This is a genomic window from Rhodococcus sp. ACPA1, assembly GCF_002300195.1.
GTDB classification, from domain to species: Bacteria; Actinomycetota; Actinomycetes; order Mycobacteriales; family Mycobacteriaceae; genus Rhodococcus_F; species Rhodococcus_F opacus.
In genome coordinates this window covers 690688-714625 of record NZ_NSDX01000006.1, presented here as the reverse complement: position 1 = coordinate 714625, position 23938 = coordinate 690688, and the positions used below count along the sequence as shown (strand labels likewise).

19 protein-coding genes and 1 pseudogene are annotated in these 23938 nt (G+C 66.5%); 5 read left to right on the top strand and 15 right to left on the bottom strand.

The window, feature by feature from the left end:
• Window positions 1–4: 4 nt before the first annotated feature.
• The 6 genes and pseudogenes from CJ177_RS32725 to CJ177_RS32695 all read right to left on the bottom strand — a co-directional run bounded on the left by CJ177_RS32725 (window position 5) and on the right by CJ177_RS32695 (window position 10016).
• Window positions 5–1267 (bottom strand): serine/threonine-protein kinase, encoded by a 1263-nt coding sequence (locus CJ177_RS32725; protein WP_061041790.1) that lies wholly within the window; start codon window positions 1265–1267, stop codon window positions 5–7.
• 223 nt (window positions 1268–1490) lie between these two features.
• Window positions 1491–2609 (bottom strand): annotated as a pseudogene (locus tag CJ177_RS32720) (transposase); the annotation flags it as partial.
• 865 nt (window positions 2610–3474) lie between these two features.
• A complete protein-coding gene (locus CJ177_RS32710; protein WP_005246654.1) occupies window positions 3475–4590 on the bottom strand; it encodes a CapA family protein in 1116 nt (371 codons plus the stop codon).
• Window positions 4591–4679: 89 nt separating this feature from the next.
• Window positions 4680–5069, bottom strand: a complete 390-nt coding sequence (locus tag CJ177_RS32705) for a hypothetical protein (protein WP_005246656.1) — start codon at window positions 5067–5069, stop codon at window positions 4680–4682.
• A 150-nt stretch (window positions 5070–5219) separates the two neighbouring features.
• Entirely contained in the window at window positions 5220–8258 is a 3039-nt protein-coding gene (locus CJ177_RS32700) for a serine/threonine-protein kinase (RefSeq protein WP_095869511.1), read from the bottom strand.
• A 351-nt stretch (window positions 8259–8609) separates the two neighbouring features.
• Complete coding sequence (locus CJ177_RS32695; RefSeq protein WP_095869510.1) at window positions 8610–10016, bottom strand: sensor domain-containing diguanylate cyclase; 1407 nt, start codon at window positions 10014–10016, stop codon at window positions 8610–8612.
• A 131-nt stretch (window positions 10017–10147) separates the two neighbouring features.
• Between CJ177_RS32695 and CJ177_RS32690 the strand changes: the two genes are divergently transcribed.
• On the top strand, window positions 10148–10630 hold the full coding sequence (locus CJ177_RS32690; protein ID WP_179443330.1) for a hypothetical protein: 483 nt from the start codon (window positions 10148–10150) through the stop codon (window positions 10628–10630).
• 80 nt (window positions 10631–10710) lie between these two features.
• Window positions 10711–10923 (top strand): molybdopterin-binding protein, encoded by a 213-nt coding sequence (locus tag CJ177_RS32685; RefSeq protein ID WP_005246663.1) that lies wholly within the window; start codon window positions 10711–10713, stop codon window positions 10921–10923.
• A 34-nt stretch (window positions 10924–10957) separates the two neighbouring features.
• Here CJ177_RS32685 and CJ177_RS32680 read toward each other — a convergent pair whose 3' ends face one another.
• Window positions 10958–12235 (bottom strand): sensor histidine kinase, encoded by a 1278-nt coding sequence (locus CJ177_RS32680; protein ID WP_061043157.1) that lies wholly within the window; start codon window positions 12233–12235, stop codon window positions 10958–10960.
• An 81-nt stretch (window positions 12236–12316) separates the two neighbouring features.
• Complete coding sequence (locus CJ177_RS32675) at window positions 12317–13507, bottom strand: hypothetical protein (protein ID WP_037180818.1); 1191 nt, start codon at window positions 13505–13507, stop codon at window positions 12317–12319.
• A 245-nt stretch (window positions 13508–13752) separates the two neighbouring features.
• Between CJ177_RS32675 and CJ177_RS32670 the strand changes: the two genes are divergently transcribed.
• Together CJ177_RS32670 and CJ177_RS32665 are read left to right on the top strand one after the other, a co-directional pair.
• A complete protein-coding gene (locus CJ177_RS32670) occupies window positions 13753–14670 on the top strand; it encodes a hypothetical protein (RefSeq protein ID WP_061699717.1) in 918 nt (305 codons plus the stop codon).
• 65 nt (window positions 14671–14735) lie between these two features.
• Complete coding sequence (locus tag CJ177_RS32665) at window positions 14736–15053, top strand: hypothetical protein (protein WP_005246671.1); 318 nt, start codon at window positions 14736–14738, stop codon at window positions 15051–15053.
• Between the two features lie 16 nt (window positions 15054–15069).
• On the opposite strand, the gene CJ177_RS32660 is transcribed toward CJ177_RS32665, so the two are convergent.
• The 4 genes from CJ177_RS32660 to CJ177_RS32640 all read right to left on the bottom strand — a co-directional run bounded on the left by CJ177_RS32660 (window position 15070) and on the right by CJ177_RS32640 (window position 20290).
• Complete coding sequence (locus CJ177_RS32660) at window positions 15070–15984, bottom strand: exodeoxyribonuclease III (protein WP_095869509.1); 915 nt, start codon at window positions 15982–15984, stop codon at window positions 15070–15072.
• Window positions 15985–16602: 618 nt separating this feature from the next.
• A complete protein-coding gene (locus CJ177_RS32650; protein ID WP_005242826.1) occupies window positions 16603–17796 on the bottom strand; it encodes an IS110 family transposase in 1194 nt (397 codons plus the stop codon).
• Window positions 17797–18115: 319 nt separating this feature from the next.
• On the bottom strand, window positions 18116–19243 hold the full coding sequence (locus tag CJ177_RS32645) for an NAD(P)/FAD-dependent oxidoreductase (RefSeq protein ID WP_095869508.1): 1128 nt from the start codon (window positions 19241–19243) through the stop codon (window positions 18116–18118).
• Window positions 19244–19270: 27 nt separating this feature from the next.
• Complete coding sequence (locus tag CJ177_RS32640) at window positions 19271–20290, bottom strand: methyltransferase (protein ID WP_095869507.1); 1020 nt, start codon at window positions 20288–20290, stop codon at window positions 19271–19273.
• Between the two features lie 107 nt (window positions 20291–20397).
• Here CJ177_RS32640 and CJ177_RS32635 point away from each other — a divergent pair, with 107 nt between their 5' ends.
• Complete coding sequence (locus CJ177_RS32635) at window positions 20398–21522, top strand: helix-turn-helix transcriptional regulator (protein WP_095869506.1); 1125 nt, start codon at window positions 20398–20400, stop codon at window positions 21520–21522.
• A 469-nt stretch (window positions 21523–21991) separates the two neighbouring features.
• Here CJ177_RS32635 and CJ177_RS32625 read toward each other — a convergent pair whose 3' ends face one another.
• The 3 genes from CJ177_RS32625 to CJ177_RS32610 all read right to left on the bottom strand — a co-directional run bounded on the left by CJ177_RS32625 (window position 21992) and on the right by CJ177_RS32610 (window position 23815).
• Window positions 21992–22288, bottom strand: a complete 297-nt coding sequence (locus CJ177_RS32625) for a multidrug efflux SMR transporter (protein WP_257014777.1) — start codon at window positions 22286–22288, stop codon at window positions 21992–21994.
• Between the two features lie 285 nt (window positions 22289–22573).
• A complete protein-coding gene (locus CJ177_RS32615; RefSeq protein ID WP_061699715.1) occupies window positions 22574–22972 on the bottom strand; it encodes an MmcQ/YjbR family DNA-binding protein in 399 nt (132 codons plus the stop codon).
• A gap of 27 nt (window positions 22973–22999) precedes the next feature.
• On the bottom strand, window positions 23000–23815 hold the full coding sequence (locus CJ177_RS32610) for an alpha/beta fold hydrolase (protein WP_082833493.1): 816 nt from the start codon (window positions 23813–23815) through the stop codon (window positions 23000–23002).
• Window positions 23816–23938 lie beyond the last annotated feature (123 nt).

Here is a 23938-nt window from a genome sequence, read left to right as displayed (position 1 = left end):
GACTTCACGGGCCCGCGGGAGCCCAGCACGGCCCGTCCGGGGGCGGGGTGTGCTCGTAACCGGGATAGCACGGCAGCACCTGCGGGGCAGGCGCGGGCGCAGGGGCCGGCACAGGTGCCGGTGCAGGCGCATTCGCCGGTGGCGAGCCGGGCGGGAGACACGGACCGTCCGGGGGCGGGGTGTGCTCGTAACCCGGGTAGCACGGCAGCACCTGCGGAGCGGACGCTCCCGGAGGCGGTGCGGGTGTCGGCACTAGCGGTGGTGATTGCGGTGCCGGTGCCGGTATGACCTCCTCCTGAATGGGAGCCTCCGCCACCGGCGCCTGAGTCGGTGCTGGTGCTTGCACCGGCGGCACCTGATCGGCAGCGGTCGGGTTCGCCGTGGCGGTCGGTGACGACGACGGCGATGCCGGCCCGGCCGCGCTCGACGACGGCGTAGGAACGGCGACCTGTGGCGATGACGCTCCCGACCCGATGATCACGCCACCGACAATCGCGACCGCGATGATCGCGGCGAGCGCAAGTCCCGCGGCCACGAGACGGCGGTTCCGGGCGATCGCAGGGTCCGCGGGAGTGGGATCGGCGGCAGGCTGTTGCGGTGGCACCGCGACGCGAGCGGCAGCGGCCAGCTCGCCCGCCGACCGATAGCGCCGCGCGGGGTCGACGGCCGTTCCGCGTGCGATGACGGCGGCCATGCCGACGGGCGGCGTCGGGATCTCCGATGTCGGGAACACCTCGCCGGTGAGGCACTCGTACAACACACAGGTCAGCCCGTAGACGCCCGACGCGGCGCCGAGAATCACGGGGAGCCCGACGTCGGTGAGCTGGATCAGTCCCCCGTCCTGCACGACGACGTTCGCCGAGGACACTTCCTGCTCGACCAGCCCGGCCGCGCGCACTGCCTCCAGCGCCGACGCCAGCTGCTCGACGACGCCGACCGCGCGCGATACCTCCATCGGTCCGGTGGACTGGAGGAGCGTCCGCAGGTTAGTGCCCTGGGTCGTCGGCGTCGCGAGAAAGAGTCGGTTTCCGATCTGCCCGAAGTCGTGGATCGGTACCACGTGCGGGTTCCGGATGTGCGCCGCGATGCCGGCTTCCCGTTCGAACCGATCGCAGAATTCGTCGTCCTCGGAAGCGTCCGGCGGCAGTGCCCGCACCACGACGTGCCGGAACGTGACGGTGTCGAACGCCGCCCAGACCTCGCCGCTCACATCCACCGTCAGCGGACGGTCCAGCCGGTACTTGCCGAATAGCGTTCCAGCTTGCATTGCCACTCTCCGCGCTCGAAATTGCCGCGTCTGCGGAACTGTGCACCCGAATTCTAGGCGGTGCCGGCCACAGGGTCTCGTTGGAGCCGGGTAGTGTGCTCGTATGCGCAGAACGCACCAAGGCTAGCGTCTACGTAGATCTCGTACTATCTGCCATTGGTGTGGCGGGCGTTGGAGATAGACGTGTGTCACGGCTACCCGTATCGCTCTGTGGCGCCGCGGGTTTGATACCCACCGCGGTGCGATGCTCGTCGAGGATTGCGATCCTCTCCTCCAGCTGGGCGCGGACCTCCGGTGGGGCGGTGGCGGCTAGTCGTGTCAACCGGGCGGCTTTGCGGTGCAGCATCTGCCCTTCGGCCTGCAGGCGCGCCAGTTTGATTCCGAGGCCGCGGTCGTCGTAGGTCCAGCCTCGGTAGTCCGAGGACAGCCCGTCAGGGTTTTCGACGGTAATGGCGGCGGCACCTAGAGTCGACGGAGACCAATCGACCCCGACCGCCACGGTGGCCGAATCCAGATCACCTGAAGGGACGAGTTCGGTCGCCGCGCACCGCCAAAGCAAGCCCCGGTGGTCGAGGACCAAAGTCGGTAGATGCCAGTCGGTGATCGCCCGGCCGTGCAGGTGCTTAGGGATGGTGGCGGTCAGCCGCACCCGCCGCCACTGCGCCCGCCCCGCCGGGGCCGGGCTGGTCGGCAGCTTCACCGTCAACGCCAGCTCACGGTCTGTCACGGCGATCTGTGCGAGCTGCCGATCGACAGCCGACAGTCGGGCCATCGCGGCCATCCGGGGCGGTTCCTGCACGTCGGTGATCCGCAATCGGGTCGACTGCGCCCCGTCGGTGCGGCGGGCGTGGGCGATGAGCTGGCGTCGTACTTCTCGAGCAAAACCCGGTGGCACGTAGTCCGCCGGTCCGGTCGGCGGCGCCACAGCCCCGGTGGCCGGGTCGAATCGAGCGGACAGTGCCGTGATCGCGGTGTCCCGGTGTGTCAGGGTCCGCAGGGTCGCCATCACCTGCGCGGTCACCACCCGCGTGACCCGCGACGGCACGTAGATTCCGTCCGGATAGTTCGGGTTCCAGCCGAGGCGGGCCGCGGCGACATGACCCTGCACGGGCAGCTTGCGGTCCTGGCGGTCACGGCCTGCGGCGAGCACATCGAACGTCGCCGACTGCCACAACCGCGACACCAACTCAGCGCCGGCCGCGGCAATCAGGTCGAGCAACCACCCCACCCGGATATTGACATCATCGAGGCCAATCGCCTCACCTGTCGCGTCATCGACCGCCATATATGGGCGGGTGGTGAACGCGAACTGCCGCGGCGCAGTCGCAACCCGCCCGGTCACGCTGGGCACAACTCACGATCAGCGAGCACCCACGCTCGACGAAGGCCTGCGATCCCCCGAGATGCTCAACGGCTACCCCTCCCCAACCGTGCGACGGCTTTGCCCTGAAGCTGGTGTTGATCTTGTTTCGACCGCAGCTGATAGAACCGGCCGGACTACGATGCTGGCAACGGGCTTGACGCCATCCATCAAATCTTTCATCAGCGGTCTGCCACCCCTTGTCTCGCGGGACCCGACTGTAACGCCGACCTCCGACACGTACCTCCCGATCCACGCCACCGACGGACCGGGCCAACCGATCCCGCCCCACCACCTGCTGCACCGACGTGAACCGGCCATGGATCGCGTAGTCGAGCATCCAGTCGCGCCCCACCCGCTGCTCCCTCGAGACCCGAACCGCGATCCCGGCAGACCAGGTATACCCACCAGTGGCGCTCTCCCCCAGAATCTTTTCCTGATCGGCAGCGACACCTCTCGCCCTGCCGAGCCCGACACCCGGCAATACAATGCCTCCATCCTCTCCGGCGTCACTCCCGCACACTCCGATGCAGCCCGCCCAGATAAGCGTCGGGGTCCAGGCGGTCAAAAATTCGGTGACCCGAACCGGCACGCCGAGAAGACAACCACCCCTCCTATGCCGCCCTGCGCACCCCAACTACCGACATCCTCAGGTATTCCGCAGCCTCACCAATTCGCGCAGTTGAGAGCTTGATGCGTACTAACTCTGCAATGCCCCGTTCACCGCATTTGATCACCGGATCGGTTGTGGCCGAATCCGTGAATGGATCCTGCATGTCGGTCAGTCGTGGGACACCTACGATGTCGCACCGTTCGTGCCCGGGCGCGCCCGGAACGAGTCGCGCCATTAGTTCTCGCGCGCCGCCCGGGCGACGAGGAACTCGTCGGTCTCCGCATCGATGCGGGTGCCGAAGCCGCGGCTGATCCCGTCGAGAACCCGCCGCAGCCATTCGGTGTCACTGGTCGACGCTTTGTGCAGTCGCATCTGCCGGGATTTCATCGGCACCATTCGCAGCTCGCGCAGTTCGTGGGTGCGCGCGTCGAGGGTCACCAGGTAGAGCAGACGCAGGTCGTCGCGGAAGCGTTCGTGTCCTCCGATGCCCTCGTAGTCGTTGATCAGGTCGCCGCAGCCGTACAAGATCGGATGGCCTCGGTAGATCTCGACCGGCCGCGGGTGATGAGACGAGTGCCCGAAGACCACGTCGACGCCACCGTCGACGAGCCGATGCGCGAACTCGACATGCGCATCCGGCACGTCGTATCCCCAGTTCGAACCCCAGTGCAGAGAGACCACCACCACGTCCGTGTTCCGCCGTATCACCCGCGTCCGGTCGAGCACACGGTCCGCCTCGGCGCAGGTGGTTTCGGACAGGTACGCGACGCCAGGCCGGCCCCGGCGGGCCGCCCCGTGCGGCGAGACCCCGCTCGACGACATACCTGCTGCCCAGATCAGCAGCCGGCGCCCCGTCCCGGCCTCCACGACCACGGGACACCACGCTTGCGCCACGGTGCGCCCCGCTCCGACGGTCCGCACGCCGCTGCGGGCCAGCACGTCGACGGTCTCCACGAGCCCATCGGGACCGAAGTCGAGCAGGTGATTGTTCGCCAGTACGCAGACGTCGATCCGCGCAGCGGTGAGCACCCCTACGTTCGACGGATGCATTCTGTAGTTGATTCCCTTGGACGCGAAGCGGGCACACGTGGTGACGGTCGTTTCGAGATTGATGACGCGGGCGTCGGGCTCCGCAGCGTCGAGGACGCGCAACGCCTCGCCCCACGGCCAGCCGAACTCGACGGGGCCGGGGATCGAACCATTTCGCTTCTCCACCAACGCCACGTACTCGCGGGCGTCGCGGACGCAAGGCTCCCGCAACTCCGGGTCGCCGGGAGAGGGGAGGATCTGGTCGACTCCCCTACCGGTCATCACGTCGCCGGCGAGGAACATCCTGATGGTGTCGGACATCGAAATCCTCAGCGACAGCTCGAGTACCGGGAACATACTCGGAGACCGACATCACGGCTCGGAGAATGCACCCGTCGCTCGCACTGTCATCAGGCACGAGCGCCGGCTCGGTCGAGCTGAGATACCCGTTGCGGGCTCAGCTCGAGGATGACACCGATATCACGCACCGAGAGACCCGATCGGCGCAGATGCGCCACCGCGGCCCGCGAGGCCCGCGCTGCACATTCCTGCGCGTGGGCGGCGGACTCGACCTGCAAGTGGGCCGCTCTGGCCTCCATGAGCGCCGCTGAATCCCCGATCTCGTAATCGAGGACAACCTCGACGTCCTCGACCGGCACATCCTCGACGAGATGCACGGCATCCGCCACGATCGCAGAAACCTGATCGAGCCGCCGTGCTTGGGTGAGAGCCGCCTCGACTCCCGGAACCTCCACCACCCACCAGCCGCCGCAACGGGTGGCCTTCGCCGTCACCTTCATCACGAACCACTTCCTACCCGGCTCGCATCTTGTGCGAAACTCGCCCCTCCCACGACAAGTCTAGTCCCCCTCTACTGGGCAGAACTACACGGACAGAAGACCTTCAGCGTGCGTGACCGCTGGAGGAACGACACGTCGACACCGGCACGCTCACCAGAAATCCAGTGCCTGTGCAGTCGCGGTGGACTCCGCGTGGGTGGGCCGTAGCGCACCGCCGATGGCGTAGACGGTGTGACCGACCGTCGCGACGGACATCCCGTGAGCCCCCGTGGGCATGGGCGGCAATTGTGACCAGGTCCCCGAGGCGACGTCGTAGGCCTCTACCGTCGACAGCACCTTGGTCGGTTGTTCGCCACCGACCGCGACGATGCGGCCGTCGATGAACGCCGCGCCGAGTCCGCCGCGAGGAGTGGGCATGGCGGGCAACGTCGTCCACGTGTCCGCGGCGGGGTCGAAGCGTTCGACCGCGGCGGTGTTCTGGTCCGACGCCAGGTCGCGTCCGCCGATGGCATAGAAGTACGTGCCGTCCGACACTGCGGCCAGGTGTTCCCGTGGTGTGGGGATGTCCGGGACGGTTGTCCATTTCGTGCCGTCGAACACTTCGGTCGTCGCCACCAGTTCGCCGTCCGCCTGTCCCCCGGCGACCACGATCTGGTCGCCGACCACGGCTGCGGCACCAGCAGCCCGCGGCTCGTTCATCGGCGCCAGATCCACCCATTTGCCGTTCCGAAGCGCGAGCACCCGGTCCGACGTCGTCCCGGTGAGGTTCGGACCTTTCGGCACCCAGCCTCCGAGGACCACCAACTCGCCCCCGTACTCGACGGCCATCGCGTGATTGAGGGGGACCGGAAGGTCGGGGCCCGCCTTCCAGGTGTCGATGGCGGGGTCGTTTCCCTCGACCTTCGGGGTCGACCCCGCATTGTCGAGTCCGCCGAGCACCCAGATCGTGCCGTCCGCGACGGCCGTCGCCGTCTGCTGACGGGCGATCGGCGCATCCTTCAGCGGACGCCACGCCGGCGCCCATTGGGTCTTGCGTGGCGCGAGCTGCAGGGCCTCGGAAACAGCAGTCGATTCGGCGTGTGTCGGTTTGACACCGCCGCCGACGGCATACACCGTGTCGCCGACCGCGCCGACCGCCATCCCGTGCCGCGGTGTGCGCAGAGCCGGCAATTGCGACCACGTCCCCGCGACCACGTCGTAGGCCTCGACCGTCGACAGCACCCGGGTCGGTTCTTCACCACCGACAGCGACGATGCGGCCGTCGATGAACGCCGCACCGAGCCCGCCGCGAGGAGTGGGTATAGGAGGCAACGTCGCCCACGTTCCGGCGACGGGATCGAACCGTTCGACCGCGGCGGTGTTCTGGTCCGACGCCAGGTCCCGTCCACCGATCGCATAGAAGTACGTACCGTCCGACACCCCGGCCAGATGCTCCCGTGGCGTGGGGACAGGGGCGAAGGTCGTCCACTTCGTGCCGTCGAACACCTCGGTCGTCGCCACCAGTTGACCATTCGCCTGTCCGCCCGCGACCACGATCCTGTCGCCGACCACGGCCGCGGCCCCAGCCGCCCGCGGTGCGTTCAGCGGCGGCAGGTCCACCCACCGACCGTCGCGCATGGCCATCACTCGATCGGAGTCGACCGCGGTCAGGTTCTGACCTTCCGCCTTCCAACCGCCGATCAGCACAGGTTCGTCGTTGTAGGTGACGGCCATCGCATGATTGAGCGGAACCGGAAGGTCGGGGCCGGCCTTCCAGGTGTCGATTGCCGGGTCGTAGCCCTCCTGCCGGGCCGAGACGCCGTTGTCGTCCAACCCTCCGAAGACCCAGATCGTCCCGTCCGCGACTGTCGTTGCCGTCTGCTGGCGGGCAACACGGGCATCCTCCACCGGTCGCCACGCCGCAGTCGGGTCGACGGCAGGAGGCGCGCCGGCGTCCTGAACGGTCGGTCCTGCGGTGCCGGGTCCGGTGGTTTCTCGAAGCACGAGGTACCCGCCGCCGGCCAGCACCAGCGCGACGACCAGTGCGAGCGCGGTCAGGACCGCACGCCGACCTGTGCGGGGCTCTCCGACGCTGCCCGGACCTACGGCCGGCGGCCAGGGCGGCGGGCCCGTCGGCGGCCAGAGCGGTGGACCCGAGGGATGAGAATCAGGCTGGAGCTGCTGGGACGGTTCGACCCACAGACGCTGACCGCTGTCCGACCCTTCGTACCGGATTCGACGGTATCCATCGGCACCGGACTCCGACCGGTGCGCCTCGGTCGTCTGCACGGTCTCCAGGGGTGCCAGTGCCATCGCGTCCGAGCGCAATCCGATGTGTCGCTGAGCGGCTTGAAGTTCGTGTCCGAACTCCTCGGCGGTCGGCGGCCGAGCAGCGGGATTCGTCGCCATCGCCCTCTCGATCACGGCGCACACGCCGTCCGGGATGCCTTGGGCGCGCAGGTCCGGCACCGGCTGGCTGCTGATCCTCACGAACTGCGCAACAAGTTCCTCACCGGTCTTCCGCTCGAACGCCGCCCTCCCCGCGATCAGTGAAAAGATCGTCGCGCCCAGTCCGTACACGTCGGACCTCGCCGTCGGCGATTCCCCGTTGAGCACCTCCGGCGCGGTGAACGCCAGTGAGCCGGTAAACCCGCCGGTGGCCGTTTCGTACCCGCCGGCGATGTGCGCGATGCCGAAATCGGTGAGCTGCGGCTCGCCGTAGTCGGTGAGAAGGATGTTCGCGGGTTTGATGTCGCGATGCAGCGTGCCGGTCCGGTGCGCCGTCTCCAAGGCCCCCGCCAACTTCACCCCGATGCTGATCGCTTCCGGCCACGGCAGCGGACCTTCGCGGCGTATCTGGACCGCCAGTGAATCGCGCGGGTGATAGTGCATGACGATGTACGGGCGACCGGTGTCGGTCACGCCGACCTGCAGTATGTTGACGATGTTCGGATGACCGGAGAGCCCACCCATCGCGTACCCCTCGCGCAGGAAGCGCTCACGATTCTCGGGGTCCAGGTCCGACGTCAGCACCTTGATCGCGACGATTCGACCCAGCGAACGCTGCAGGCAGCGATATACGACACCGAACCCGCCCCGGCCGACTTCCTCGGCACCCGCGAACCCGGCAGCGTCCAACTCGGCCACGATCCCGTGGCCGACTGCACGGACCGACGCCGCCTGGGTCGCATCTGGGTCGAAATCGGCCATCGGGCGCCTCAGTTCCTTCCGACATCCACGACGATGTCGCGGCTAGGCCTGCCGAGTAGGGCCGGCTTCGTGCCGACGTGCGCACTCGTGTTCATCGCATTCACCTCTGATGCAGGTCGCCCAGACACGCCGATGCGTTCACCAGCAGTCGACGACACGAATATCTTTCTGTCACAAGGGCGAAGCGCGGAGTCTTTTCGTCGGATCTCGACGGGATCCGTCCTGTCCAGAAAGTATTCGACGGGTCGAGATCCGCGTCAAGATGACAATTTTTCCCTCTAGGGTGCCTAGCGGCAGCCACAACTTCATGTCACGTCGGCCGCAGCGCACCGATCGCGTTCTGCGGCCGTCCTAGAAGGGGCCGTCGTAGAGCGCGTATCCGCCCGCCCCCGCAGCCTTCGCCCGATACATCGCCGAGTCTGCCCGGCGGACGAGTTCTTCGCGGGTGCACTCCGGATCGGAGAGTGCAACACCGATACTGGCACTGATCGGCCAGTCGAGAGATCCTGCCCGGTTCAGGTCGGCGAAGCTTCCGGTGATCCGAGCGGCAATCGCCACCGCCTCCGCTGCGCCCGCGACGTGCTCACACACCACCACGAATTCGTCACCGCCGAGGCGGGCAACGGTGTCGCCCGGGCGCACCGCCGACCGCAGATGCCTGGCGAGAACGATCAGTGCGTCGTCGCCGCCGGCATGGCCGAGGCTGTCGTTGACGATCTTGAAGTCGTCGAGATCGACCAACAACAGCGCAACGCGCGGGCCGCCGCGCGGCGCGGCGTCCAGGGCGTCGTCGAGCCGGCGGCGGGCCAGTGCGCGGTTCGGTAACCCGGTCAGCGGATCGTGCAAGCTCTGGTGCACCAACGCGGCTTCGGCCTCGATGCGGCGGATCGCCGCGGACAGTACCGCCGTCACCGAGCGCAGAAAGGTCAGATCACGGTCGGTGTATTCGCGGGGACGACGACTGTGCGCGGTCAACACTCCCCACACCGCTTCGGAGCCGATCGGAACGCACACACCGCTGTGCAGCCCGCGCCCGGTCATCCCGACAGTGGAGAACCGGGTCTCGTGGACCCGATCGGCGCAGACGATCACCGACCCGCTGGCGGCGGCATACCCGGGTTGCGAGCCCCTTCCCGGGGCGAACGTCGTCGGCGAGGGCTCGGGTCCCCGATAGGCCAGCACGGCGAGTTCGCCGCCGTCGGACATCTGCGCGATCGACGAGCACTGCACACCCATCAATGCGGCGGCCGCACCGGCTGCCGCCGCGAGGAGCTCGTCGAGGTCTCCGCCGACGGCGAGTTGGCTCAAGTCTGCGATCACCTGCTGCTCGCGGGCCCGGTACGCGGACTCCCCCAGAGCGCGCTGCAGGCGTTGTTCGTCCTCTTCGGCGCCGCGGCGATCCTGTGCGATCGAGGCGATCAGCGACGGCCCGGTGCGTGTGTACTGCAGCACGAACGTCGAGATCAGCATCGGGATCGGCTCGCCCGTCACGAAATGGCGGAATTCCGTCAGCCCGTTCCACTCTCCCCGCACGACCAGCGCCGACTCCACCTCACGGGCCTGCACGAGACCGACATCGGTGAACAGCTCCGCCGTCGTCCTCGCGTACGCGTGCGCGGCATCCCCCAATCCGAGCAGACCGACGCCGGCGGGATTGGCATACACGATCCGCCCGGAGACGAATTCGGACACGAACACCAACACCGGAGCGTGTTCGAGGACTGCGAGCAACATCCCCGAATCCGGCAGAGCCTCCATGGATACTCCCTCCCCTGCGAACCGTCCCACACCCGCCTGTGACCTCCTCCACGATAAGCGCGTCGGCAACGCCGCGGCGGTGCGGGCGTGGCACGTTGATTCTGCCCCGATGTAGGCGCACGATCGTGGGCATGCGCAGAGCGCGTTGGCCGGCATTCGCGCCGCCGGCAGCCAGTGGGACCGCGGTGCACGGTCCCACCATTCTCGCGTCCAGAACTCACATCACCCTCGACTTGCTCGGAATCGTCGCCTTCTCGTCCGGAATCCATGTCCGACTCGCGCTGACTGCGACGGGACGCGCCGCCGAACGTGCGCATCACGAGACGCGATCGCTGTCCGATCCCACCGATCCCGACACCCAGTGGTCGTATCTGTCGGTGCTGCTGCAGCTGGGGCCCGTGGCGGGCGAAGCCGACCCCTACCTGCCGCGATCCGGTTCGCCGCTGAAGTGGGGCGGGGTACCCGCGTACCGCACCGAGCCGAATTATTGGCTCGGAACCTGTACACGCCCGCACGACATCATGATCTCGGCAGGGTGGCCGGAGATCGGTCTCGGCCCCACCTGTGTCACGGCCCTCCTCGAAGCCAGTCCGTCCGCTGTCACATCCGACTGACCCGAAAGGTCCAGTCCTCTCCCTTCCCGAAGTGGTTGCGGCTAGCGTCGGAACGACATGCCCCGACATGGAGGTTCACGATGCGTTTGTCCACGAGGAACCAGCTCGCCGGAACGATCACCGAGGTCACCCTCGGCAGTGTGATGGCCACGGTGAAAGTGAAACTCGACGGAGGCGAGCAGATCGTCACCGCATCCATCACGAAGGAGGCGGTCGAGGAACTCGGTCTGAAGGCGGGTGTGGCTGCGACGGTGCTCGTGAAATCCACCGAGGTGATGCTCGGCGTCGAGTAGGCCGAACCTCAGCAGCTCAGCGACCCGCGCACTGCTAGTGCGCCGAGGTCGTGAGGGAATCGGGTGCCGTCACGATCTCGAACGGCATTTCGATATGCGCAACCGTCCCCGATCGAGGTCCGGGGTGGACGGAGAAGCTGCCTCCCGCAGCGACGACACGGAGTTCGTGCGAAGTCAGTCCGATGTGGCCTCTGCTGAGGCTGCGGTCGATCGCCTCACGGGAGATGCCGCACCCGTCATCGGTGACATCGAGGACCGCATGCTCACCCCACCGCGCCAGCTCGACTCGGACGGTACGGGCTTGCGCGTGTTTCACCACGTTGCTGAGCAATTCGCGTGCCGCGCTGAACAGCACATCATCAGCCGTGGTGCGAAGGTCGTCGACCCATTCCGAGGTCAGGAGCTCCACGTCGAAACCGCCACGTGCCTGGGCGGATCGGGTGATGTCGCCGAGAGCGCGAGCGAGACCGACACGATCGAGCACGGTGGGATGCAGCTCCGAGACGGTCGCCCTGAGCAGGGTCGCGGATTCGGTGAGTGCGTGGGTGATGCGATCCACCGCTTCCGGGTCGGCACTGTCGGTGAGGTCGTCGAGGTCCATTTTCGCGGCCAGGACGAATTGAAGCGCCCCGTCGTGGAGTTGCTCGGACAACGCACGTCGTTCGCGTTGTTCGAGACCCATCAACTCCGCGAGCAGGGCGGTGCGGTCGCGCACCAGGTGACCGATGGTCAGCACTCTGGAGCGTTGAATTCTGCTGAGCACGACGGCGCCTGCACCGAGGACGGCGAGGGCCATCGTGCTGAGCAGGATGGAGGTCCAGGGTTCTTCGTTCGAAGCCATCGTGGCCCAGCTGGCGGCCAGGAATACCAGGACCGTAGGCACGACCACGGACGCGCAGACACCTGGGCGCAGCTGCGTGGAGGCCAGTAGCGGGATCACGAACAAACCGTTGCTCAGGATGTCTGCGGTCCAACTCTGTTGTGCTGCAATACCAGTCAACAGGGTGAGGCAGCCGAGGACCGCGAGGTCGACGAACAGTGCGAGCCACATCGCGTTCACCGGCCCCGGACCGCCTCGACGAGTCCACAGCGCGAGCCCGCCGGACCAGAGTGCGTAGCAGATCAGGACCGCGACGCACACGCCCGCATCGTTCATGGGCGGGACGAACCCGAGAGTCAACGCAATGAAGAGCACCAGCACACCGCGAAGCGCGAGTTGCAGATAGGCGCCGCGGTAAGCGTGCTCGAGGATGATGCGTTCGAGATCTGGGCTGCCGCCGAGATCCGCGGGTAGTACCGATGACTCAGCCATGGGACGGCCTCCTCGGCCGGGCGACTCCGACAGGAAGATGCGGGGACATCAACTGCTGGACCTGCGACAATGCCCAAGATTCTAGCACCGGCGAGGTGCGGACCCCGGGTACTTGACGGTCTGCGCGCGGGCCCTGCGGACCTCCGCGAACTGCGCCTCGAGTTCGCCGTGCAGTCGCTGATTGTCCAGCGCCAGAGTGGTTGCGGCCCGCACGGCCGTTAGAAGCCTCGGCTGGTCGGCGACCGCCCGGTCGTACACCAACGCCCCCACCAGGACGCCGTCGCGGATGAGGGCAGTCGCCTCGCGGGGATCGTTCCTGGGTGGCAGAACCTGCGGACGCCCCTGCGCGTCCACGTACCCGTCGTCTGCGCGGGAGAACGACCACAACGCCAGGTCCGGGTCGCGCAATGCCGCACGCAGCGCGTCGATGAAGCCGTCACCGAGCGGGGCGGTGCCGATCTCGATCATCAGGTTGCGCACTGCGGCTCGGGCGACGCGGTAGCGCCACATCCCGACCAGCACCGCAAGCGGGATGAGCGCAGTCGACGGATATCGCAGAAGCAGCGTCCACGTGTGCTGTGAGCTGTGCACCCACACGGAGACCAGCGGTGTCCACGCGGTGGCGGCGGTCCCGAGCAGAGCGGCGATCCACAGCGGCGCCACGGCGGCCCGATAGGCCGGTGAACCCGACCTCCATCGGGCGATCACCACGCCGATCAGGACCACACCGAGGGCGATCCCCACCACGCCGAACATCACTTGCAGCGCCGCGAAGACCCTCGGGTCGTCACTCACCAAGAGCAGATTCAACGACGGCGGATGGGCCGGGCTGATGCGGTGGATGTCGAGGAACGCAAGCTCGGACACGACGGCGACCGCATAGTACGCGTAGCTTCCGCCGACGAACCACCGCTCCCACCGGTGGCGCAACCGACCCCAGGGAAAACTGAACACGAGTTGGATCAGCACCGCAATGTACATGTTGGTCAGCGCCGCGCCGGCCGTGAACAGCACCGGAACCGTCGACAGTCGAAACCCCTTCACCAGCCACAGCAGCCCGGCGGCAACCAGCAGCCACCCCAGGTTGTCCTGCGGCCGGTGGCTCTTGGCAACCAGACCCGCCGCCACGAACACCACTCCGACCATCACGAACAACGCCAATTCCGTCGGACTGAAAACGCCCCGGCACAACTGCCAGTCGACGGATGCCGCCACCGCGACCGCCAGTACGGCGGTCACCAGGCCGGTCGCACTCTGCGCGCGAAGACTCACCGGGTGCCACCCGCGAGTACGGGCAATTCGAGGAACACGAGATCGATCCTCGTGGGGATCCGGATCCGGCACCATCACCACAGGGTGGGGTAATGCGACACCCTGGGTGGACCTTCTCGACACCTTCGGTCACCTACCGCCGCGGTGTTTCGGCGCGGATCGATCGATGCCACCCGGCACACCGGTATTCGTGGGAACATCTCATCCGATCGGTGCAGCAGACTGAAGCGGAAGGGGTGTGGTTCATGACCAGGGTTCGACTTCGGTCCGCGGTGGCACTGGCATCGATCGCCGGTGCGTCGTCCCTGTTTCTTGCGGCCTGCACCCAGGACGCGTCGTCGACCGATGGCACCGAATCGGCTGCGCCGCCGAGCACCTCCAGCGAGGCACCGGCCGCGGAGGCACCGGTCAACGGTGTCGATGCGAAGGTGTACGCCTCCAGCGACCCGGAAACCGATACCTACGGCTTCGTCACACCGTCAGGGAAATGGCGGTGCTCGATCATTCCCACCAAGAATCTGGCCGGATGCGCCACTCATCCCACCGCGGGGCCTTTGGGAGTTCCGGGGACTCCACAGATCGCCTCGCCGGACGGAGGCCCGCCGGCCGAGGCGAACGTCATCGCGGTCGAGGCGGGGAAGGAGCCGAGCTTCCAGAACTGGAACCAAACGGTCTTTCCGGACAACGCCAACGTCCTCCCCTACGACACCACGCTGGCGATCGACGGATTCAGTTGCAATGTGCAGTTCTCCGGCGTCTCCTGCAGGGAGGATGCAACGGACAAGGGGTTCACGATCTCCACCAGCGGCTACAAGTTCGAGTTCACCCCGATTCCCGTGAGCTTCCCCAGCGCGAGCCCGGCGCAGATCGCGCCCACGGCGGCCCCGCTCCCCCAGCAGGCGCGCGGATCGAATCAGTGTGGCCCTGTTGTCTATCCGGAGACGGGAAAGCCTGCGACCGTGGTCATCGTGAAGGGAACGCTCCGCTGCGACGAGGCCCACGCGATGCTCACCAAGTATTTCGCCGCGCCTGACAAGAGTGAACCGGTGTACAGCTTCGACGGGTGGGAATGCCGCCTCGCGGGAGACCCGGAATCCGCGGAGATCGGCTACACGATCAACTGCACCGACGACAACGGGAACACCGTGGTCGCACAGCCGTAGACTGATCACCCGCGATTTCAGGTCAGTCCCCGCGAGACTCGACGCTCGATGTCTACGCTGACGCTATGCAACCACCGAATGACGAGGCCGGCACCTGGGAGGGCTCGTGGCTCGCGGCGATGACGGTGATCAAGAGTGCTCAGCGGGTTTTCACGCCGGAGAACCGCCCTCCCTCCGAGCTCATTCCTCTCGTCGAACCCCTGAGCCGGCTGGGTGATGCGCTCCGGGCAGCACCGCCCGACCCTGAAGAGTCCCGCCGTCGCGCGGCCGACCTGGTGGCCGATCGAGACCTGATCGAATGGGCATGTCAGCCGGATCAGCCCAGCGAGATCCGGGAGTTCGGGGCGACCTTGGCCTTCTTGTCCATGAAACTGACCACCTGAGTGTCGGGCTGACCGCTCAGAAGTCGTAGTCCACGACGACCGGAGCGTGATCGCTCATCCGGCGGTCGGCCGCCGGCTCACGGTCGGTGCCGGCCGTGACCGCCGCTCGTGCCAGTTGCGGCGTCGCGAGGTGGTAGTCGATGCGCCAGCCGATGTCGTTCACGAACGACTGCCCCAGCCACGACCACCACGAGTACGGACCGTCGACGCCCGGATGCTGTCGCCGGACGACATCGACGAGGGTGCGCGGCGACAGGATGGAGTCGAACCACTCGCGCTCCTCCGGCAGAAATCCCTCGGCCTGGTTGCTACGCCGCCAGTTCCGTACGTCGGAACGAGTGTGCGCGATGTTGAGGTCACCCATCAGCAGAAGCTCCCTGCCTCGTGCGCGTGCCGTGCGCCGCGAGCGGGTCAGCTGTCGCGCGAACGCGGAGAGGAAGCGCATCTTGCGGTCGTACCGGGCGCCGCCGTCAGGCGCCTCCCGCATCCGCCCGGGCTTCTGGAGGTGGGCCGGAAGACCACCCTTCGGCAGGTACATCGATGCCACCGTGATCGGCGCCTCGTCGAGGTCGACCTCGACGTACCGACCCTGGTTCGCGAACTCTCCCAGCCCCCGAGCCAGCGGCTCCGGATCCAGTGCGACGCTTTCGGTGTGCATTTCACCCGGTGCACGTATCAGCGCCGTGCCACTCCACGTTCGAACTGCGACGGGCGCACGCCGGGTCAGGACCGCGACACCATTGCGGCCCGCGACGTCCCCCTCGTCGTATGTGAGGTGGTAGGCGCCGAACACCCCCGGCGGGATGGCCTCGGCACGAGCCCGCACCTCCTGAAGCGCGACCACATCGGGGCCGCGGTCGCCCAACCAGTCCTCGAAGCCGCGCCGCTGCGCCGCGCGGATCCCGTTGACGTTGAAGGTCGCGATTCGCACGAGTGACAGTGTAAGGATCCGTCTGACGCGTCGTATGACTGGTGGTGTGCGGTATTCGAAAGGTGCGGTATTTCTCCACCCGTGGCACGAGGGTCAGCCCAGTCCCATCCACTGCCGTTGCAGCTCGATCAGCGCGTACCGCCATCCATCCGGGATGGGTATGTACCAAACCCACCAATCCACGGATTGTCCTTCTCCCCTACCGGCGGTGCCCTCGTCGGAAAGCCCTCGTCTACCGCATCGTTCCGTGAGTCCTGAGTCATTGCCGCTGGTCGGAGCGGATATCGTTCAGTCAACGGCATCTCATGCGTGGCCCAGGCAAAAGAGATCCGGGGTGTCCGTCCATCCGGCTGCCGTGAGCCACCGTTGAACGCCTCGGTCAGGTTGCCGTTCTTCGCTTGCTCGGCGAGCGCTCATGCTGCGACTCGGGACGCTGATCCCGCGTCGACACTCGGCCGTACCCGATCCTCACATCGGGGAATGTATCGCGTACCCCCGACAACGTGACGTTGTTCCGTACACGGTGTTCTTTACACATCCGACCTGGGTAAACGTCAACCGGTCAGTGATGTCTCATGAACGACCGTTTGTGTGTGGGGGGTGTCCCTATGGTTTTCGTCAAGCCGCTGAGGGGGTTGGATTCCGGTAGAGTTCCTTGTTCTTGAGCATGGCGTAGAGAACGTCGCAGCGGCGTCGGGCGAGGCAGATCAGGGCCGCGTTGTGTTTCTTCTTCTCGTCCCGTTTCTTGTCGTAGTAGGCGCGACTGGTGGGGTCGTGGAGGGCGGCGAAGGCGGACAGGAACAGGGCGCGTTTGAGTTTCTTGTTGCCGGAGCGGGCGGGGTGCTCGCCACGGATGGAGGATCCCGATTTTCGGGTGACCGGTGCGATGCCGGCATAGGCCGCCAGGTGGGCGGCGGAGGGGAAGGCGGAGCCGTCGCCGACCTCGATCAAGATCCGAGCTGCCGTCCTGACGCCGATGCCGGGCATCGAGGTCAGGACTGGGGAAAGAGGGTGGTCATCGAGGGCCCTCTCCACGTCCGCGGCGACCGCTTTGCGTTGTAACAGGGTCTCTTTCAGTGAATCCGCGAGTTTGGGGAGAACGGTTTCGGCGGCCGCGGTGCCGGGCACCACCACGGCCTGCTCGTCGAGGGCGGCAAGGATGTCGGTGGCCAACCTGGCGCCCATTCGGGGTGCGTGCTTGACCGCGATCGCGGTGAGCTTGCGCTTGCCGGCCTGCCGGATTCCGGCCGGCCCGCCGCAGCGGGAGAGGATCTCGAGCACCGCCGGATGGGTGATGCGGGGGCCGAGGACCCGCTCAAGGGCAGGGTGGATGGAGGTGAGCAGGCCTCGGATGCGGTTGCTGACCCGGGTGGCCCCACCGGCAAGGTCGTCGTCGAATCCGACGAGGACCTCAAGCTCGGCGAGGGCCTCGTCGCCGGTATCGACCCGGCGCAGGGTGTGCGGCATGGTGCGGGCGGTATCGGCGATGATGAACGCGTCTCGGGCGTCTGTTTTCGCCTGTCCGGGGTACAGGTCGGCGATGCGGCGCATCGCCAGTCCGGGCAGGTAGCCGACCTCGTGGCCGCCTACGCGGGCCACGGTGACCGGCAGGGCGCCGATCGTATTGGGTTGGTCGACGACCACCAGCACCGATCCGTGGCTGGCCAGGCGGTCGAAGACCGCCCGCAGTTTCGCTTCGTCGTTCGGCAACGCCTTGTCGTAGATCTTCTTTCCGGCGGCGGTCAGTCCGACGGCGTGGTGTTCGCCTTTGCCGACGTCGATGCCGCAGTACACCGCATAGTTCGAGTCCATTCAGGGGTCGTCCCTTGTGTCTCGGTCGGCCGGTCGCCGATCCGGCATCGACGCCCGGCACCCACGTTACAAAGAGACCTACCCAATTTCGGTTGGCCGTGTCCCTATCAGCGGTCCGTCGACGCCACCACACCCCGGCGACACCACCCCCCGGATCATGCGAGAGACAGGGGCAAGGAGTCATACCGGGTCTGGCGACCGTAGCCCTTCTGTGAAGGACCGTAAATAAGGTAACGGGGATCTGACCGGTCGCCATCTCCGCGCAGACCCGCCATTGTTCGAGCGCCGGAGCAGGGCGGGAGAATCCTACCGCCGACGCTCACCGCAGTTCCCGCGCGATCGCTCGGGCCGCGCGGCGAGCCTGCTTCGCCGCGAACCCGATCTGCGACGGCCTGGGCACGAACCCGATGAAACGCAACCTCTCGGCGGCCGGCTTTTCACCGGTGGCGTGCGGCCGACCTCGCTCGTCCAGTACGCCGAGGTGCCCGACCAGCTTTTCGAGTTCCTGGCGGAACCCCGTCGCGCAGACCATCGCCTCCGGGTCGATTCGCACACCGTCCACCAGCCACACGCTGTCCGCGTCGAGTGACTCGACTCCGCGAACGACCTCGATGGACCTGTCTCGGATCGCGGCGATGAGCTCCTTGTCGACGATCGCCGGTGCCACGCCGAGGCGGGCGCTGCGGGCGAAGATCCCCTCGTCGGGGATCGGTAATCCGAACTCGCGCAGGTCGCCGATGCTCCTCTCCCGGCCGAACCGAGCGATTGCGTCCGCGATACGGACCGGGGCATGGTAGAGCGGCGTCGCGATGAAGTCTCCCGGTATGCCACCAGGTCCCAGGCGGAGCATGATGTTCGGCGGTGTGCGAGCCGAAAGCCAGACCTTTGCCGCGCCTCCGGTGGCGAGGTCGTAGGCAATTTCCATGCCCGAGCAGCCCGCTCCCACCACGAGGACCCGTTTCCCGTTGTACTGCGAGGGATTCCGGTACTGCGAGGAATGAACCAGTGCACCCCGCCAGTCCCCGCGTCCGGGCCAGTCCGGGACGAAGGGCTCATGATCGAAGCCGGTCGCGACCACCACCTCGGCAGCGTCGACCGAACCGGCAGCGGTGGTCAACCGCCAGTGCCCGTCCGTTAGGTCGAGCCGTTCCACCGGGCAGCCCAGGCGCAGCTCGATCCCGTCCGCACGTGCGTGCCGCTCGAGATGCTCGATCACCTGTTCCCGCGTGGGAAAGGTCGGCGTGCCCTTGGGGTAGGGGCGGTTCGGCAGGTGGGAGAACTGCCTGCCGGTGTTCAGTCGCAGCCGGTCATAACGAGAGTGCCACGACGAACCGACTTGGTCGGCTCGGTCGATCAGCAACGGGTTGATGCCACGGTCGGCGAGGGCCACGGCCGCCGCGACCCCGGAGGTGCCGGCACCGACGATTGCGACTTGATGCTCGCTCATCGTGTGTTCCTTGGGTGTTGTCTTGTTTCATGCGGTTTCGGCGGCAATGACGCTCATCGGGCCGGTGAGCGAGCGATGGTCGCGGTAGCGCCAGCCAGTGTCCTGCAGCCAGGCGATGCCTTCTCCGACGCTGTAGACGTCGCCGTGTTCGAGGTGGACCGCGAATTCGCCCGCCATCAGGGCAGCCGCGACCGGCTGGGTGTGGGTGGGGTCGGTCCAGAAGTCGGCAATCAGCAGCGTGGCGCCGGGTGCGGCGACGTCGCGAATGCGTTGTAGCAGCGCACGATTCTGCTCCGGCGACCAGTAATGCACCAGGTTCGCGACCAGGAAGGCGTCGTATCCGGCGGGCAGCGGGTCGGCCGTCGCGTCGCCGGCGCATACGTCGATTCGCCCCTCCAGCCCGACCGACGCGATGCGGTCCTGCGCGGTCTGGGCAACCGCCGGCAGCTCGAACACGGTCGCGCTCAGTTGCGGGCAGTGGCGCGCCACCGCGATGGACCAGGAGCCGGTGCCGCCGCCGATGTCGAGGAGTCGATGACTGCCGGACAGATCGACCGTGTCCGGCAGGGCGAGCGAGGGGCCGGCCGAAAACGCCTCGATACCGATCGAGGCGATGGGTTGCAGGGCGGCGTCGAGGTCGAAGATCTGGCGTTTCGGCCCGCGGGCGAGTGCGCCGGCCAGGTCTTCCCACGCCGGGAAGCTGATCTTGTCCCAGAACCGCAGCAGCGGACGCAGGTCGGCGGGCGATCCGCCGGCGAGGAACGCGGCCGCCGTCTCGGTATTGACATACTGTTCGCCTCGGCGTTCGAGCATACCCAGCGCGACCATGGCGTCGGCGCTGATCCGGGTGGCTCGGGCAGTAAGCCCGGTGCGGGCGGCCAGGCCATGCAGGTCGGTGGGGCCCTCGCCCAACGCCTCGAACAAACCGAGTTCGCTGGCGGCGAAGAGGTGTTTGGCGGCCATGAACCCGGACGCCAGCTGCATGATCGGCTCCGGGTTAGGCAGGTCGTGGTCGGTTTCGGCGGAGGTATGGGCTGTCATCGTCATGAAACCAGCGTCGTCGTTGTCGGTTCTGCGTCATATCCCTGAATCCTGGGGAATTCACCCAGATTTCTGGGGTAGGCAGCCCTAACCTGCTGCGATACACTTCGGACATGGCGCAGAGCATGCTGCCACGAGTCCGCGATCAAATCTCGCGTGCCGCCGCCGACCAGCTGGACTGGGTGGGGTACAGCGCGCGAATGAGCGAGGCCCTGCGCACGGTGATCCCACATGACCGCTGCTGCTGGCACACCGTCGACCCGGGCACCATCCTGTTCACCGGCAGCGTCAACCGGAACGTCGGGTGTTCCGGATCCTGGTTGGCGCACTACGAATACGAGGTCGAGGACGTCGACAAGTGGGCGTTTCTTGCGCACAGTGGCCGCCTGGCGGGTGCACTTGGTCTGGATACCCACGGAGATTTGTCCCGCAGTGCACGGCACCGTTCGCACGAGGCGTACGGAATCGGCGACGAGCTGCGGGTCTCCCTGGTGTCGGACGGGGTCTATTGGGGTGCAGCGGCATTCCTGCGCGATGCGGGCGCGCCGTGGTACACCGCCGAGCACGTCCGCGCAATCGCCGCGCTGGCGCCCGCGCTCGCGACCGGTCTGCGACGTTCAATGCTCCACGAGGTCGAGGCCGCCGTGACGACCGTGGACTACGGCCCCGGCGTGGTGGTCTTCGACGCCGCGGGCAACCCGGAATCGGTCTCACCCGCCGCGGAACGCTGGATCGACGAAATTGTCGAGGTCCCGGCGCCGTCGACGCCGTTCGAATCGAAGGTCGTGCAGGCCATCGCGGCCCGGGCGCGGGCGATCGAACCGGGCACCGATCCGCTGGAACTTGCCGCGCGCTCGCGGGTACGCACGCGATCCGGCGCCTGGCTGTTGCTGTACGGGACCAGGCTTTCCGGCGTCGAAGACGGACGCACCGCCGTCATCATCCAACCCGCGACGCCGCATGAGATCGCGCCCGTCATTGCCATGGCCTACGGGCTGTCCCAACGCGAATGCCATCTCACTGCGCTGTGCATCCAAGGGCGATCGACAAGGGAGATGGCGCACGCAATGTCGTTATCCGTCTACACAATTCAAGACCACATGAAGTCGATCTTCGACAAGACCGGGGTGCACAGCCGCGGGGAACTGGTGGGGCAGATATTCCTCGAGCACTACGCGCCACGCTGGGAGCTTGCGGCATCCCCGCCATCCGGATGGTGGGCGAAGGGCATCAACTGAATTCGCCGAACTCTCAGCTGTGCGTATCTGCTTCACGGCCAATGGCGCGCCAACCAAGACGGTTCACCGCCCGAACCATCTCTCCTTCCACGACGCCGGCGCTCACCGACAGTTTGCCGTCGACCAGGAAGGTGCCCCTCGCACATTCTGTCGCCGCCGCAGCGAACGGAGGTGGCCCCGACTCCCTCCGTTCGTCCTGCAAGCCCAATCCCAATTCACACGACCAACGGCGGCTCCGCGAGTCCGGCAGGCAGCGCCATGTAAAGCCGCGAAATCAATGCCACTTATCGCCGTGAGTCACAACCGATCCACCGGTCAAAGGGGGTGTCGAAAAGGGATCGATTCTCGACGGCTCGAGAGGACGTGGGTCGGATTCGAACTCAGCTCTCCACCACTTCGTGCGCAATTTGATCGTCCATTGCGGGACCGGGCGAACCGCCGTGTCCGCTGTTACCGAGATTCAGTAGAGCTACTCCGATAATGATGAGCGCAATACCGCTATCGCCAGGCCGGACAGTGTTTCTCGGAACAATACGACACCTAGGATCGCGACGACCGTTGTGCCTGCGGCAGCCCAAATGGCGTAGCCGACGCTGATCGGCAGACCGCGGTTGAGTGCCAAGCCGAGCAGCGTGAAGCTGCACACGTAGCCGATCACCACGAGGATCGAGGGCGGCAACTTGCTAAAACCTTCGGACATCTTCAGTGACAGTGTCGCGACGATCTCGCAGACGATGGCTCCGATGAGCAGGACGTACGCGATCACGCGTAAACCCCCTCATGGTGAAGACTGTCCTGAACGGTACGGCGGCAGACCCACGGCCCGACTGCCAGAGCGAGTACGCCCGACGCCACCGACAGTTCTTTCACTCCGTCGTATTCGGTGTTCTCAGACATGTTTTCCTTGTTTCGGAAGTGGGCGCGAAGGATGACGAGCCAGCAAATCTGCTCGCACAGCAAATCCTGAACGGGGCGCTGCGGAGTCGGGGCATCGAGTACGACCCCCGGGAGGGCGGCAAGAGATGCGCCGCGCGATCTGCCGCACCCTCGGTTACCGGACAGTCCCACAATCGACCCTGCCGAAGGTGTCCGGGTCGACCGGCCGCTCGGCGCGGGGAAGGTTTTCCACCACGAGCAGGTACGACTCGGTCACCAGATCGCCCACCAGGCCCTTGTCGATCGACCCACCCGGTGACAATGTGACCCAGTGCCGCTTGTTCATGTGGTAGCCGGCCGTGATGTCCTCGTGGGCGCTGCGCAGCGCCTCGCCGTCGGCCGGAGCGGCCTTGAGGATCACGATCGGCTCGCCGGTGACCTCGGTCAACAGCATGAACACCTTGCTGCGGACCTTGTACACCTCCCATTCCGGTCCGAACGGGTGCTCGAGATTCGCGCCCGGGAGTTCGGCTGCCCGCGATTTTGCGTGTGCCTGCAGCGTGGTGCCCTTCATACCGTTCCCATCGATCGTTGGCCGCTGTCAGTGCTGCCCGATGAATTCGAGTAGCTGGGAGTTGAATGCTTGGTACTCGTTCAGATGTGGTTCGTGTCCACTGTGTTCGAAGACGCTGAGGTACCCGTTCCGGACGGTGTCGGCGAACCAGCGCATACCGTCGAGCTCGTAGTATGGCGAGTGACGGCCGGTGACGACCCACGTGGGGATGGGAATGCGGGGCAGAACGTCACGCCAGTCTGCGACGAAGTGGTCGAGCAGCAGAGGACGAACCCTTGCGACCGGGAACTCCTTCCACCAATCGTCACCCGACGGTCGGAGTGGCTTGACATGGTCGGGGGCAGGGGGTTCACGGTCCGCATTCGACCAATCGAATCGGAAGTCGGCAGCGTCGTATAGGTTTTCGCCGGTGATGTCGCGAACACCCCACTGCCAGTCCCCTTCGTTGACGATCTTCGGGGACTGATCGATCGCAACGAAGGTCGTGATCCGGTCCCACACGCACCCGGCGATCGAGAAGTACGCCAAGCTGACCGACACACCCATGGAGTGACCGACAAGGACCACGTCGTGGACGTCGAGGGCGGCGATCAATTCGCCGAGGTCCAGGCCGAGACGGCTCATCCTCTGCCCGTGGGCGGGAGCATCCGACCGGCCATGCATCCGGTGATCGAATCGGATGACGCGGTACCCGGCCTCCACCAAGGCGTCGCGCTGGAAAACCCAGCTCGAACCCTGATCTGCGAAGCCGGAAGCAAACACGACGGGACGTCCTTCGCCCTCGTCGTCGTACCGGATGGTCACGCCATCCGAGGTCATTAGAGACAAGTTCGTGCCGCTCATTGATCTCTTTTCCGTTCCGGCTCACAGCGCGTCCTCGAGCCGGTGTGACTGGCAATGGAGGCGCCCTCGAGGCACGTGCCTTGATTGCGGGCGCCTCCTTGGCATGGTTCGCTTTCCTTGTTG